The sequence below is a fragment of the Parvibaculum sp. genome (assembly GCF_035325945.1).
In the GTDB taxonomy this organism is placed as follows: domain Bacteria; phylum Pseudomonadota; class Alphaproteobacteria; order Parvibaculales; family Parvibaculaceae; genus Parvibaculum.
The window spans coordinates 1-13190 of record NZ_DAOKYX010000043.1 but is presented as its reverse complement, the minus strand read 5'-3'; the positions used below and the strand labels follow the sequence as shown (position 1 = coordinate 13190).

Sequence of the window (13190 nt, the reverse complement as noted above, 5' to 3'; positions counted from 1 at the left end):
ACGAGGTCGGACAGGCTGCGCGCCTGCATCTTCTCCATCAGATGCGCGCGGTGGATTTCGACGGTGCGCGGCGAAATGCCCAGCTCATGCGCGATGACCTTGTTGGGCTGGCCGGCGACGAGGTGGACGAGAACTTCCCGCTCGCGCGGTGTGAGCACGGCGATGCGCTCCCCCGCGAGCTGCGCGCTCGCGGCTTCGGCCCGCTGGTTGTCGCTCATCGCGCGGGCGCGGCCCACGCTCGCCAGCAATTGCTCGTCGTCATAGGGCTTTTCGATGAAATCTATGGCGCCGGCCTTCATCGCCCTCACAGCGAGCGGAACGTCGCCATGTCCCGTCACGATGATGACGGGCAATCCGATCTTGCGCCGGCCCAGCTCTTCCTGAAGCGCCAGACCGTCCATATCCGGCATGCGTATGTCGGCGACGAGACAGGCCCCGCGCCCCGGCGCCACGGCGGAGAGAAAGGAAGCGGCCGAGTCGTAATCCTCGACATCGTATTTCGCCGATTCGAGAAGCGCGCGCAGCGAATCGCGCACGTCGGCATCATCGTCGACAATGAAGATGGTCGGCTCAGTCTTCATCGCTCTCGTCCCCGGAAGCTCCGACCGGCAGGCGGAACGAAAATGTCACGCCCTGCGGCTCATGCGGCCCCGCCCAGATTTCCCCGCCATGCGCTTCGATGATCGAGCGGCATATGGAGAGGCCAATGCCCATGCCATGTTCCTTGGTCGTCGTGAAGGGCCTGAAGAGATTTTCCGCCACTTCGGGTGCAAGGCCGGGCCCCGTATCGGAAACGGAGACGGTCACGGTATCGGGCGTTTCCAGCCGGGTTTCGATCGCAAGCTCGCGGCGAGGAACGGCCTGCATGGCCTCGACGCTGTTGCGGATCAGGTTGAGAGTGACCTGCTGGATCTGAATCTTGTCCATGAGAACGAATGGAAGCGCGGGATCGAGCTTGACGCTCACGCGCACATTGGCCTCCGCAACGCCGACGAGGCCGAGCGCGATCGCCTCATCCATGACCTGATTCAGGTTTTCGAAGGCCCGGTTCGTCTTGCCCTTTTCGATGAATTCGCGAAGGCGCCGGATGATCTGGCCTGCGCGCGCGGTCTGCGCGCCCGCCTTCTCGATCAGTTCGGCCGCGCGCTGCACCTGCGGATCGTCGAGATCGTCGATCGTGCGACGCGCCGCCTTCACATAGTTCATGATGGCCGAGAGCGGCTGGTTCAGCTCATGCGCAAGCGCGGAGGCCATCTGGCCCATGGCGCTCAACCGGGAGACGTGGAGAAGTTCGGACTGCAGGTCCTGAAGCCTGCGCTCGGTGCTGCGCCGCTCCGTGATGTCGTGCAGAAAGCCGGTGAAGAGACGGCGCTGGCCGACCACGATCTCGCCGACGGCAAGCTCCATCGGAAATGTGCTGCCGTCGCGGCGCAGCCCGACGACGATCCGGCCGATGCCGATGATGCGTTTTTCCCCGGTCGTGAGATAGCGCTCCAGATAGCCGTCATGCTGCTCGCGATAGGGCGAGGGCATGAGCATCTTCACATTCTTGCCGATGACCTCGGCGAAGGCGTAGCCGAACAGTCTCTCGGCGGCGGGGCTGAAGGATTCGATCAGCCCGCGCTCGTCGATGATGACGATCGCATCGGGCACCGTTTCCAGAATGGAACTGAGCCGCGCCTCGCGCTCCCTCAGCGCATGCTCCTGCACGCGGCGCGCCGTGATGTCGTGGATGATGCCGACGAACATGCTCTGGCCGCCGACGCTCCCCTCTCCGACCGAGAGATACATCGGGAAGGTCGTGCCGTCCTTGCGCCGGGCCACGACCTCGCGGCCGATGCCGATGATGCGCTTCTCGCGCGTCGTGCGGTAATGGGCGAGATACCCGTCGTGCTCCTCACGGTATGGCGAAGGCATGAGCATCTTCACGTTGCGGCCGATCACCTCGTCGGCGTGATAGCCGAACAGCCGTTCGCAGGCCGCATTGAATATCTGCACGGTACCGACATCGTCGATGATGACGATGCCGTCGACAGCCGTCGCCAGCAATGCTTCGAGGCGCGCGCGGCTTTCGTCTTCATTGGCGCCGGCGACAGAAAAATCCGACATCGGTAACGGACACCTCCGGGCCTGAAACGCCCAAGTTCAATTTACCCAGACGGGCCGCGTTTGACTACCGCTTGCCCGCTACCCCCCATGCACAAAACCCTTCATTTTGTGGCACTATTCCGGGCCAGGCGGAGGCGGCTCCCCGCTCGGGGAGCGGCTGCCCGGCCCTACCGAATTGAGACATGGGAGTGCGACGATGCGCGCAATGGTGCTGGAGCAGACGGGCCGGCCGCTCGTCATGAAGGAGCTTCCCGACCCGCTTCCGGGGCCCGGCGAAATCCGCGTCCGCGTCGCGGCGTGCGGCGTCTGCAGGACCGATCTCCACGTCGTCGATGGCGACCTGCCCCACCCCTCGCTGCCGCTCATCCCCGGCCATGAAATCGTCGGCCATGTGGACATGATCGGGGCGGGCGTCACGGGCTTTCGCATGGGCGAGCGCGTGGGCATTCCCTGGCTGGGCCATACATGCGGCGCCTGCGACTATTGCCGGGCCGGGCGCGAGAACCTTTGCGACCATCCGCTTTTCACCGGCTATACGCGCAATGGCGGCTATGCGACCCATGCGGTCGCGGATGCGTCCTACGCTTTCCCGCTCGGCGGGCTCGGCGAGGACGGTGCCGTCGCTCCCCTGCTCTGTGCGGGACTGATCGGATGGCGCTCGCTCGTGCTGGCCGGCGAAGGGAAGGTGCTCGGCATTTACGGCTTCGGCGCGGCCGGGCATATCGTACTCCAGGTCGCCCGCGCGCAGGGGCGCAAGGTCTTCACATTCAGCCGTCCGGGCGACGGGGAAGCGGAAGCCTTCGCGCGGCGGCTCGGCGCCGACTGGGCGGGCGGCTCCGACGAGATGCCGCCCGAGGCGCTCGACGCCGCCATCATCTATGCGCCTGTCGGCAGCCTCGTTCCCGCCGCGCTCCGCGCCACGCGCAAGGGCGGCCGGGTCGTCTGCGCGGGCATCCATATGAGCGATATTCCGAGTTTCCCCTATCGCATCCTCTGGGAGGAGCGGCAGCTTCTCTCCGTCGCCAATCTGACGCGGCAGGACGCGAGGGACTTTCTGCGCGTCGCGGGCGAGGCGGGCATCCGCACGACGACGACGCTTTATCCGCTCGCGCGCGCGAACGAGGCTCTCGACGATTTGCGCGCGGGCAGGCTTCAGGGTGCTGCCGTCCTCATCCCCTGAGTGCATCGCCGGCTCGCTCGCGGCAGCGGCGCACGCGCAACGCCTCGCCGCGCAGCGGCGCGGGCCATCCGATTTCTGACCTCAATCAAGGACCGGCGGGCAGGCGGACGCTAGAAGTAATGGCATCGTCCGGATAGATGCGAAGCGCGCGCGGCGGACGTCCGGGGATCAAGGACAGCGGTGGACTCAATGCTCAGATCGATTCTCGTCCCGACCATGGGCTTTTCTGGCGACCCGGCGGCCATGGAGACGGCGGCCCTCATCGCAAGGCATTTCGACGGGCATCTCGAATGTGTGCATGTGCGTCCCGATCCGCAGCAAATCCTCATTCAGGCCGCCGGTTACGACATGGGCCTCGGCATGGGCACGCAGATGGTCATCGGCGATCTCATCGACGTTCTGCAGAAGGAGGATGCGAAGCGGGCCGAACAAAGCCGGAAGGTGTTTGATGCCTTCTGCGCGCGCGAGAAACTGCCGGTCGCGCCGACACCTCCCGGCGCGCAGAAGGGCGTGACCGCCGGATGGCAGGAACTCACCGGCCGGGAAATCGACATTCTCATCGATGTGGCGCGCGTTCACGACGTGGCGGTCGTCGGCCATGCGACGCCCTCGGGCGGCCTCGCCCGAGAGACGAGCGGAACGATGCTCGTGAAATCCGGCCGGCCGCTTCTCCTCTCTCCCTCACGGGCGCCGAAGGAGCTCGGCCGCAGGATCGCCATCGCCTGGAAGAACACGCCGGAAGCGGCGCGCGCCGTCGGCGCGGCGATGCCCTTCATCGACAAGGCCGAACGCATCACGGTCGTTTCCGTCGCCGAAAGGGAGGAAGAAACCATCACCTCCGCCGAGGCGCTCGCAAAGAGCCTGCGCTGGCACGGGGTTGATGTCGACATCTCCTATATGGCGCATCCGGCCGGCTCCATTCACGACACCATCATGCGGGCGGCGGAGGATGCGAAAGCGGATTTGCTGGTCATGGGCGGATATGGGCACGGCCGTCTCAGCGAATATATTTTCGGCGGCTTCACGCGGCATGTGCTCGCGGGCGTGCGCCTGCCCGTCTTTCTGGTGCATTGAACGGACGCAAGAAAAAGGCGCTTCCCGCCAAGGCCGGCCGGAAGCGCCCGTGAACGTCCGCGCGGAATCATGCCTCTCAGGCTTCGCCCTTGATCGCGATCTTCTTTGTCTGTGTTTTCGCTTCCGCGGGCTTCGGCACGGTGACGGTCAGCACGCCTTTCTTGAAGGATGCCTGCACCTTGTCCGGCTCGGCGTGGAAGGGGACGTCGATACGCCGCTCGAACGCGCCCCAAGAGCGCTCCCGGAGGTGATAATCCTTCTTCTTCTCCTCGCGCGCTTCCTGCTTTTCGCCCTTGATGGTCAGCATGTCGCCGGAGAGCGTCACATCGACGTTCTTCTCGTCCATGCCGGGAAGTTCGGCCGTGACGATGAGCGCATCGTCGGTCTCGGCGACATCGAGCCGCGCCGCCACGCCGAAGGGAGGGCTTATTTCCTGAAGCCCGGCGCCGGCCGAGAACTCCTCGAAGAGCCGGTCCATCTCCTGACGCAAGCTATGGAAGATGTCCATATCGCCACCGGCCTTGCGATACGGGAACTTTTGCAGAGCCCATGCCATTCTCAATCTCCCTGATTGTTTTCCGCAGGCGGCATCGCGCCTTGGAAGGCGCGTATTCTGCTCCCCGCGCGGCAGAGTGACCTTGATTCCGATCAATGGAGACTGCCAAGCGAAACGGGAACGGGGGTGCCGCGTTGCGCACCTTGTCTCTCATCTCCGTTCGCGTCTAATTCTCGCCTTCCGCCACCGCACGCAGCGTATCGACATCGTTGATGAGGATCTGATGCGTGTTCGGCACTCCGATCGTGCCGGCGCGTTTCAGCTCGCCAAGCGAGCGGCACACCGTTTCGATCGTCAGGGCGAGATAATCCGCGATGTCCTGCCTGCCCATCGGCAGGTCGATGCACCCCCCAAGAGCGGCGCCGTTGCGCTCCGCCATCTGCAGAAGGAAGGAGGCGATCCGTTCCTTGACGGTCTGGCGGCCCAGCATGACGAGGTGATGCTGGATATGCGAGACGCGCTCGTGGAGCACCATGGTCAGCTTGCGGCGGAAGAGCATGTTTTCATCGCCCAGCCGGTCGACATGGCTGCGCGCATACCGGATCAGAACCACATGCGTGATCGCTTCCGCGCTGAAGGCATGCAGCCCGAATTCGGTGAAGCCGAAGAGATCGTCCGGCATGAAGAAATCGGTCACCTGACGCCTGCCGTCCGAGAGCAGCTTGCACTGGCGCACTGCGCCGCTCACGACCTTGTAGGCGTATTTCGTCGCGTCGCCTTCGCTGAAGATCGTTTCGTTGCGGCCGAAGGATATCGTCGTGCCGATGTCCTGGAGCACACGCAGCTCGTCATCGGGCCGCGCCTGGCGGTGGATGACCGCGCCACCTGCGACGACCGGCCAGGCAGGCCGGCCAAGCGCGGGGCGCGTCGCTACGGTTCGTGCGAGATTGCCTGTCATAACCCGTCCCTGTCCTCCAACGGTCCCAATCTCATTGTGAAACCATGACGGGAAGCGGGCGGCGCGAAAATCCGTTAATCCCCCTAGGGGTATTTACGTATGCCGCGATGGGCGGTGACGCCCGGCGAAATCGAATAAATCCAATAATCAAAATGAACGTGTCAGCCTGCGGCCACCGCTAACTGGCGGCGGCCGCCCTTTGTTCAGGCTCGGTGTCGATCACGCGCTCGGCCGGAAAGTCGACGATGACAGATGTTCCCTGCCCCGGCTGGCTCTCCAGCGTCAGCGTTCCGCCATGAAGCCGCAGGAACTCGCTGCTGAGCGCAAGGCCCAGGCCCGTGCCCTGAAAGCGGCGGGAAAGATGGCTCTCGATCTGCGCGAAGGGCTTCAGCAGTTTCGGAATATCGCCCGGCGCGATGCCGATGCCATTATCCATGACGATGACGCGGAGCGTTCCGTCCTTCTCCTGCGCGGCCGATACCTCGACGTAGCCCTTTTCCGGCGTGAACTTGATGGCGTTCGAGAGAAGATTGAGCATCACCTGCTTGAAGAGCCGCTCATCGCCATAAAGCAGCGGCAGGTTCGGGCCGATCCGTCTTTCGATCATGAGAGAGGCGGCAGCGGCGTTCTCCGCAACCATGCCAAGGCATTCGTCGATCACCGACACTGGCGAGAACGCCGCCTCGTTGAGCTTCACGCGGCCCGCCTCGATCCGGCTCAGATCGAGAATGTCGTTGACGACCTCAAGCAGATGCCGGCCACTGCAATGAATGTTGTGCGCATATTCCTTGCGCCGCTCGTTATCGAGCGGGCCGAGTATGTCGTTCGCCATGATTTCCGAATAACCGAGAATGGCGTTGAGCGGCGTTCTCAATTCATGGCTCATATTGGCGAGGAACATCGACTTGGCGCGGTTGGCGGTGTCGGCCTCCTCCTTGGCGCGGCGAAGCTCCTGCTCCGCGCGCCTCATCTCGGTCGTGTCCTGGATCGTGCCGACGAGACTCCGGACACGACCGCTCTCGTCGCATTCGACCTCCACCTCGATATGGACATATTTCATGCGGCCGCCCGCGAGAAGAAGCCGCAGGTCGATGCTGATCGCCTCCAGCTCCATGACGGATCTCTGAAACGCCTTGTGCGTCGCGTCGAGATCGTCGGGATGCACATGGGCGCGGAAGGTGTCGTAGGTCGGCGCCCGCGGCCCGCGCTCCATCTCGAAGATGCGATACGCCTCGTCCGACCAGTCGAGGCGGTCGAGCTGCACGTCCCAGTTCCAGCTCCCGAGCTGCGCGATCTGCTGGGCCTTGGCGAGGCTGCGGCGGCTTTTGTGCAGCGCTTCGAGCGCCTGACGGCGATCGGTCACGTCATAACAGGCGCAGAGAAGCGCGTCCTCGCCGCCGAAGGTCATGCCGACGACCGAATTGACGACCCATCGCCGCTCGCCCGAAGCTGTGCGGATGAGAATTTCCTGCGCCGCCGAGCTGCTGCCAGCAGCGTTTGGCGCAGGCTCAGGCGCGGGATCGTCGTAAAATCTCGCCAGACTCGCGCCGAGCAGGTTTTCGACCGGCTCGCCGATCAGTTCGGCGAAGCCCGTGTTCACGAAGAGCACATGGCCGTCGACAGGGCGGCAGACGGCGACGCCGAAGGGAAGCTCCTCGATGATCGCGCGCAACTGCGCCTCGTGTTTCCTGATCTGCTCCTCCGCCTCGCGCAGCACCGTCAGGTCGCGGATCACGGCCGTGAAGATGGGCGAGCCGTCGAGTTCGATCTTGGAGATGGCAGCCTCGGCGGGAAATTCGGAACCGTCCTTCCTCCGTCCCTTGATCTCGGGCCGCCCCGACATGGGACGCGATTCCTGACACTCGCTGCGGAAGGAGGCGACATAGCGGCGATGACGCCCGCGAATGCTCTTGGGAAGCAGCACATCGAGCGGCTGACCGACGATTTCGCTCGCCTCGTAGCCAAACATCGTCTCCGCCTGGCGATTGAAGAGAATGATGTTCTGATCGGCATCGACGGACAGGATCGCGTCGCCTGCCGCGGCCAGGAGTTCTGACATCTGGCGCCTGAGAAACTCCGCCTCCTTGTCCTCCTCCACGATCTCGACAAGGAGAACGGTGCTCGACAAGGTCGACCAGATGCGCGTGAGATGGAGCGTCCGGCCATCTTCGAGGAGGCAGGTACGGCGCAACTCGCGCGTCGCGCCATCCGCCACAGCCAGACCCGGCGCCGTCGCCACGAGTTGCCCGCGCGCTGTGGCCCGCCGCTCGATGAGGGCGAGCGAGAGGCCGCTTTCGGCCGACAGTTCCAATTCGGCGAGAAGTTCCTGCGCCGCGGCGTTGAGCGAGGTCAGCTTGCCGTTCGACTGATCGAAGGTGAATACGGCCGGAGAAGCGACTGTGCTGTTCGATCTCATGTGCTTACTCATGTTCCAGCGACATCGAGGGACAGGAGGCGGAAAGGGTCAGGCAGAGCGAGCCTCGGCGAGGAAACGGTCGACCTGCTGGCGCAGCGTGTCCGCCTCCCGGGCGAGCGACTGGGCGGAGCCGGTGATCTGCACGGCGGCCGCGCCCGTGTCCGACGCCGCCTCGGCGACAAACCTGATGTTGGAGGAAACCTCCTGCGTCCCGCGCGCGGCCTCCTGAACATTGCGCGCGATTTCATGCGTCGCCGCGCTCTGCTCCTCGACCGCGGCAGCGATGGCGGCGGCGATTTCGTTCATTTCCGCAATCGTCTTTTCGATTGCGCCGATGGCGGATACGGATTCGCCGGTCGCGGCCTGCATCGCGCTCACCTGCTCGGCGATCTCGTCGGTCGCTCTCGCCGTCTGGTTTGCAAGACCCTTCACCTCGGACGCGACGACGGCGAACCCCTTGCCGGCCTCGCCCGCGCGGGCCGCCTCGATGGTCGCGTTGAGGGCGAGGAGATTGGTCTGGGCGGCAATGTCGTTGATGAGGGTGATGACGGTGCCGATGCGTTGTGCGGCGGCGGCGAGGCTCTGGACCTTTTCGTCCGTCCGCCGCGCCTCGGCGACGGCCTGGCTCGCAATCCGCGTCGAGGTCGCCGCCTGACGGCCGATCTCGGCGATGGAGCCGGAAAGCTCGTCGCTGGCGGTTGCGACGGTCTGAACATTGGCCGATGCCTGGCCAGCGGCGCCCGCGACGGCCGCAGTCTTGTTCTGCGTCTGCTCGGCATTCGACGACATGGAGCGGGCGGATGACTGCATCTGGGATGCCGCAGCGGCAACCGAGCCGATGACGCCGCCCACCGCCGCGTCGAATTCGGCGATTGCGGCCTCGAGCTTCCGCTGGCGCTCGGCGCGCTCGGCCATCATCGCTTCCTGATAGACCGAGATCGCGAGTTCCATGTCGAGGAGCGCGGCGGCGTTGAGGGCCGAGATCGCCCGGCTGAGCTTCGCGGGCGACCGGCGATATTTCTCGATCGCGACCTCCGCCAGCCGATTGAGAACGAATTTGTAGCTCGCAACATACCAGCGGGGCTCAAGCCCGACCCGGTTATGGGTCAGGCCGACCGTCCTTATGCTTTGCATATACTCGCTGTCGAACGTACCGCTGAAGAGGAGCGCCCAATGCCTGTGCTGGGCCTGCTTCAACCTTTGCGACTGGGCGCCGACCAGAGGCACCAATTCGGGTTCGGATGCCAGATGATCGTAAAATCCATCCAGAATGGCCGGCAGGCGCGGCTCGACAATGGTCCAAAGCTCTTGCAACGCCAGCCCGGTATCACCAGTTATTTCCATGAAACGAAGGCGTCTCTCGCGATCGATTGAGGCGTCTTTCGCCATTACCCCTCTCCTTTGGCCTGCGGCCGGTACAACTCCAATTCTTGACTGCGACTTTATTTCGCATCCCCGATTATTTGGTTAATTCGGTAGATTGAATGTAATATTTATTAAAATTTATATTTATGACTTGGATTTATGATCCAGATTATAACTCAATGCTGATCGAGACAGATTGATCGGCATTAGGGCGCGCGGCACACCCAAAACAGGGGGCACGGCCATCCGCGCGGCGGCGTTTGCGGCCCTCTTCACCGCGGACGGATGACAGCCGGAGGACGGATCAATCCATCGGCCGTGGAAAGTTGTTGTGTAACAAGAAATGTGAGACGTGCTTTGAGTACGGCGAGTTCGACCCACAAGCCGGTCATCCATGATGGCCGCTCCGTCAGCGGCGCCACGGAACCCGAGACCGACTGCCGGGGCTGCCCATCGATCGGCGGGGAGTTCTGCTCGCAACTGACCCATGGCCCGGATGGCTGCCAGCCGAAAATCCGAAAGCGCGAAACGGCCGCCCGTTCGAGGCAAATTCTCTATCGCAGTGGCGAGACGCCGCGCGAAATCGGCATCATCCGCGAGGGCATCGCCTTCCAGTATGTGCTTGTGCCGGACGGGCGGCGGCAAATTCTTTCCTTCTGTCTGCCAGGCGACTTTCTTTCGACCTCCCTGGTGACGAAGGGGAGCATGCACTTCTCCATTCAGGCGCTCACTCCCATGCGGCTCTGCCTTTTCGACCGGGAGGCGGTCGTCGCCTTCATCCGCGACAATCCGGACAGCGCCACGGCCTTCACGCGCATCTGCATGCGCGAGAAGGAACGGCTGGAAGCGCGGATCGTCGATCTCGGACGCCGCACGGCCGAAGAGCGCATATCGCGCTTCATCATCGATCTCATGCGGCGGCTGGAGCAGCATGGCCATGCGGGCCCCCGCCTGCCCTTCCCGATGAAGCAGAAGCACATCGCCGATGCGCTCGGCCTCACGCAGGTGCATGTGAGCCGCGTTATCGGCCGGTTGCGCGCGGCCGGTCTCATCGAGGTTTCAGGCGGGGCGATCGAGATATTCGACCTCAGGGGCCTGCGCGAGATCGCAGGCGAACGGCGCGGCTGAAACGCCGCGCCTCAGCCCATTGCGTCAGACAGCCCGCTCGGCCGCGACGGACTTCGCCCATTTGTAATCGGCCTTGCCGTTCGCTGCCCGCCGCACCTCATCCACAAGCACGATCTGCCTCGGCATCTTGTAGCCGGCGAGCCTGGTGCGCGCGAAGGAGATGAGTTCGTGGTCCTCGACCGAATGGCCGGGCCGGCGGGAAAGCACGGCCGTGACGCGCTCGCCGAAGCGGTCGTCGGGCAGGCCGACCACGAGGCAATCATAGACCGCCGGATGCGCCTTCAGCGCCTCCTCAACCTCTTCGGGGAAGACCTTCTCGCCGCCTGTGTTGATGCAGACGGAGCCGCGCCCCAGCAGGATGAGAGAGCCGTCGGCCGCGACCTTGGCATAGTCGCCGGGGAAGCTGTAGCGATGGCCGTTGACGACGCGGAAGGTCGCCGCGCTCTTCGCCGGGTCCTTGTAATAGCCTATGGGCGCGAAGCCGCCATTGGCGATCATGCCGATTTCGTCCGACCCCGGAGTGACTTCCCTTCCGTCGTCGGTAAAGACCTTCGTCGTTTCGTTCTTGAGGAAGCGCGCTGTCTCGCTCGGCGGCAGTTCCCGCGACACCATGGACATGCCCATGCTGCCTTCGGTCGAACCCATGGCGTCGATGATTGTAATATCGGCAAAATCGAGAAGACCCTGCTTCACCTCCCGCGTGAACATGACGCCGGAGGAAATGAGCGTCTTCAGCGAGGTGAGATCATAGGGACGTCCGGCGTCCCTCGCACCTTCGAGGGCAAGCAGCATGGGCTTGGCGAAGGCATCGCCGACGATGGCGACGTCGCTCACGCGCTCGCGCTCGACGAGGCGCCAGAGCTCGTCGGGATCGAAATGCGTGTTACGGAAGGTGACGGCCGTACCGCCCAGATTGTGCGCGATGATGACGCCGAGCCACATGCCCGTGCCATGCATCAGCGGACAGGCAGACATGCTGACGGGCGCGGCGCCAGCGGCGCGCAGGTCGCGCACGGCGGCGGCGAGTTCATCGCGCGTCTGCGGACGGGGCAGCCCGCGCAGGTCGTAGCCGAGCAACAAGCCTTCGGCGAAGTCGCCCTGGCGATACATGACGCCCTTGGGCATGCCCGTGGTGCCGCCCGTATAGAGCATGTAGATGTCGTCTTCGGAGTAGTCGCCGCGCGGCAGCGGGCGATGCGCGGCTATGACCTCTTCATAGCGCAGCGCGCCGTCCAGATGCTCGCCAGAGCCATCGTCGATTTCGACGAGAAGCTTGAGCTTCGGCAGGCGGGAGCGGATCGCCGCCACGCGCGCCCCGAACTGCGCATCGAAGAAAAGCGCTTCGGCATCGGCATTGTCGAGAAGATAGGTAAGCTCCTCCTCCACATAGCGATAGTTCACATTGATGGGCACGCCCCGCGCCTTGAAGGCGGCGAAATGAGCTTCCAGATATTCGTTGGAGTTGTAGGCGTAGAGGCCAATCTTGGCATCCGGACGGAGACCCGCCGCCACGAGAGCGGCGGCGAGAGATCCCGCCCGGCTCTCATATTCGCGCCAGCTTCGCCGCGTATCGCCATTGACGATGGCTATCTCGTCGGGAATGGCGTCGCTGATCACTTCCCAAAGCGCGGCGAAATGCCGTTTCATGCCTCTTGTCCTCCCCTGGCAGCAAATTGTCGTCGGGAGAGGATCGGCCAGGCCGTCCGCCAAGGCAAGAGGCCGAAAGGCCCGCCCTCCCCTGCCTCGCACACCCGCGCCCTGACGCAGCGTCGCGCGCGAGACGAGCGGGGCGGCGCGATCCGCCGCTTCCCAATTTCCGCGCTACCGGCTAACCCTTTAGAAAGGCATCCGGCCAACGGTCGAACGAACCCAAGAGGGATGAAAGAATGAAGACGCGCATTACAGAGCTTTTCGGCATCAAGCATCCGATCATTCAGGGCGGAATGCATTTCGTCGGCCTCGCCGAGATGGCCGCCGCCGTTTCCAATGCGGGCGGCCTCGGCATCATCACGGGCCTGACGCAGCCGACGCCGGAAGCGCTGGCCAAGGAGATCGCGCGCTGCCGCGAGATGACGGACAAGCCCTTCGGCGTGAACCTGACCTTCCTGCCCGGATTCTCGAACCCGCCCTATCCCGAATATATCGACGCGATCATCCAGGGCGGCGTGAAGGCCGTCGAGACGGCCGGCCGCAGCCCCGAAGCCTATATGCCGGCGCTCAAGGCGGGCGGCATCAAGGTCATCCACAAGTGCACCTCCGTTCGCCACTCGCTCAAGGCCGAGAGGATCGGCTGCGATGCGGTCAGCGTCGACGGCTTCGAGTGCGGCGGCCATCCGGGCGAGGACGACATCCCGAACATGATCCTGCTGCCGCGCGCGGCCGAGGAACTCAAGATCCCATTCGTCGCGTCGGGCGGCATGGCCGATGCGCGCAGCCTCGTCGCCGCTCTCGCTCTCGGCGCGGA

Annotated in this window: 11 protein-coding genes; 4 read left to right on the top strand and 7 right to left on the bottom strand. The window is 64.2% G+C overall.

The window, feature by feature from the left end; translation table 11 throughout:
• A partial coding sequence (fixJ, locus tag PKA57_RS14120) for a response regulator FixJ (protein WP_324301653.1) occupies positions 1 to 581 on the bottom strand: 581 nt, incomplete at its 3' end.
• Positions 571 to 2109 carry a PAS domain S-box protein gene (locus PKA57_RS14115; RefSeq protein WP_324301651.1) on the bottom strand — a complete coding sequence of 513 codons (1539 nt, stop codon included), beginning with the start codon at positions 2107 to 2109 and terminating at the stop codon, positions 571 to 573. The genes fixJ and PKA57_RS14115, both read right to left, overlap by 11 nt.
• A gap of 196 nt (positions 2110 to 2305) precedes the next feature.
• Between PKA57_RS14115 and PKA57_RS14110 the strand changes: the two genes are divergently transcribed.
• A complete protein-coding gene (locus tag PKA57_RS14110; protein ID WP_324301649.1) occupies positions 2306 to 3289 on the top strand; it encodes a zinc-dependent alcohol dehydrogenase family protein in 984 nt (327 codons plus the stop codon).
• Positions 3290 to 3478: 189 nt separating this feature from the next.
• Entirely contained in the window at positions 3479 to 4363 is an 885-nt protein-coding gene (locus PKA57_RS14105; RefSeq protein WP_324301647.1) for a universal stress protein, read from the top strand.
• Positions 4364 to 4439: 76 nt separating this feature from the next.
• Here the strand turns inward: PKA57_RS14105 and PKA57_RS14100 are convergent, their stop codons facing one another.
• The 4 genes from PKA57_RS14100 to PKA57_RS14085 all read right to left on the bottom strand — a co-directional run bounded on the left by PKA57_RS14100 (position 4440) and on the right by PKA57_RS14085 (position 9622).
• Positions 4440 to 4919 carry an Hsp20/alpha crystallin family protein gene (locus PKA57_RS14100; protein ID WP_324301645.1) on the bottom strand — a complete coding sequence of 160 codons (480 nt, stop codon included), beginning with the start codon at positions 4917 to 4919 and terminating at the stop codon, positions 4440 to 4442.
• Between the two features lie 166 nt (positions 4920 to 5085).
• On the bottom strand, positions 5086 to 5817 hold the full coding sequence (locus PKA57_RS14095) for a helix-turn-helix domain-containing protein (RefSeq protein ID WP_324301643.1): 732 nt from the start codon (positions 5815 to 5817) through the stop codon (positions 5086 to 5088).
• A gap of 178 nt (positions 5818 to 5995) precedes the next feature.
• A complete protein-coding gene (locus tag PKA57_RS14090) occupies positions 5996 to 8233 on the bottom strand; it encodes a PAS domain S-box protein (protein ID WP_324301641.1) in 2238 nt (745 codons plus the stop codon).
• A 48-nt stretch (positions 8234 to 8281) separates the two neighbouring features.
• On the bottom strand, positions 8282 to 9622 hold the full coding sequence (locus PKA57_RS14085) for a globin-coupled sensor protein (RefSeq protein ID WP_324301639.1): 1341 nt from the start codon (positions 9620 to 9622) through the stop codon (positions 8282 to 8284).
• Positions 9623 to 9955: 333 nt separating this feature from the next.
• Here PKA57_RS14085 and PKA57_RS14080 point away from each other — a divergent pair, with 333 nt between their 5' ends.
• Complete coding sequence (locus PKA57_RS14080) at positions 9956 to 10726, top strand: Crp/Fnr family transcriptional regulator (protein ID WP_324301637.1); 771 nt, start codon at positions 9956 to 9958, stop codon at positions 10724 to 10726.
• A 24-nt stretch (positions 10727 to 10750) separates the two neighbouring features.
• Here PKA57_RS14080 and PKA57_RS14075 read toward each other — a convergent pair whose 3' ends face one another.
• Positions 10751 to 12373, bottom strand: coding sequence for an acyl-CoA synthetase (locus PKA57_RS14075; RefSeq protein ID WP_324301635.1), 1623 nt, complete (start codon positions 12371 to 12373; stop codon positions 10751 to 10753).
• A gap of 239 nt (positions 12374 to 12612) precedes the next feature.
• On the opposite strand from PKA57_RS14075, the gene PKA57_RS14070 reads away from it, so the two are divergent.
• Positions 12613 to 13190, top strand: a 578-nt coding sequence (locus PKA57_RS14070; protein ID WP_324301633.1) for a nitronate monooxygenase, incomplete at its 3' end; no start/stop codon positions are given.

Bases quoted from the DNA above. Each gene is read 5' to 3' on its own strand.
- PKA57_RS14115 (WP_324301651.1), bottom strand. From the start codon at position 2,109: ATGTCGGATTTTTCTGTCGCCGGCGCCAATGAAGACGAAAGCCGCGCG.
- PKA57_RS14110 (WP_324301649.1), top strand. From the start codon at position 2,306: ATGCGCGCAATGGTGCTGGAGCAGACGGGCCGGCCGCTCGTCATGAAG.
- PKA57_RS14105 (WP_324301647.1), top strand. From the start codon at position 3,479: ATGCTCAGATCGATTCTCGTCCCGACCATGGGCTTTTCTGGCGACCCG.
- PKA57_RS14100 (WP_324301645.1), bottom strand. From the start codon at position 4,919: ATGGCATGGGCTCTGCAAAAGTTCCCGTATCGCAAGGCCGGTGGCGAT.
- PKA57_RS14095 (WP_324301643.1), bottom strand. From the start codon at position 5,817: ATGACAGGCAATCTCGCACGAACCGTAGCGACGCGCCCCGCGCTTGGC.
- PKA57_RS14090 (WP_324301641.1), bottom strand. From the start codon at position 8,233: ATGAGATCGAACAGCACAGTCGCTTCTCCGGCCGTATTCACCTTCGAT.
- PKA57_RS14085 (WP_324301639.1), bottom strand. From the start codon at position 9,622: ATGGCGAAAGACGCCTCAATCGATCGCGAGAGACGCCTTCGTTTCATG.
- PKA57_RS14075 (WP_324301635.1), bottom strand. From the start codon at position 12,373: ATGAAACGGCATTTCGCCGCGCTTTGGGAAGTGATCAGCGACGCCATT.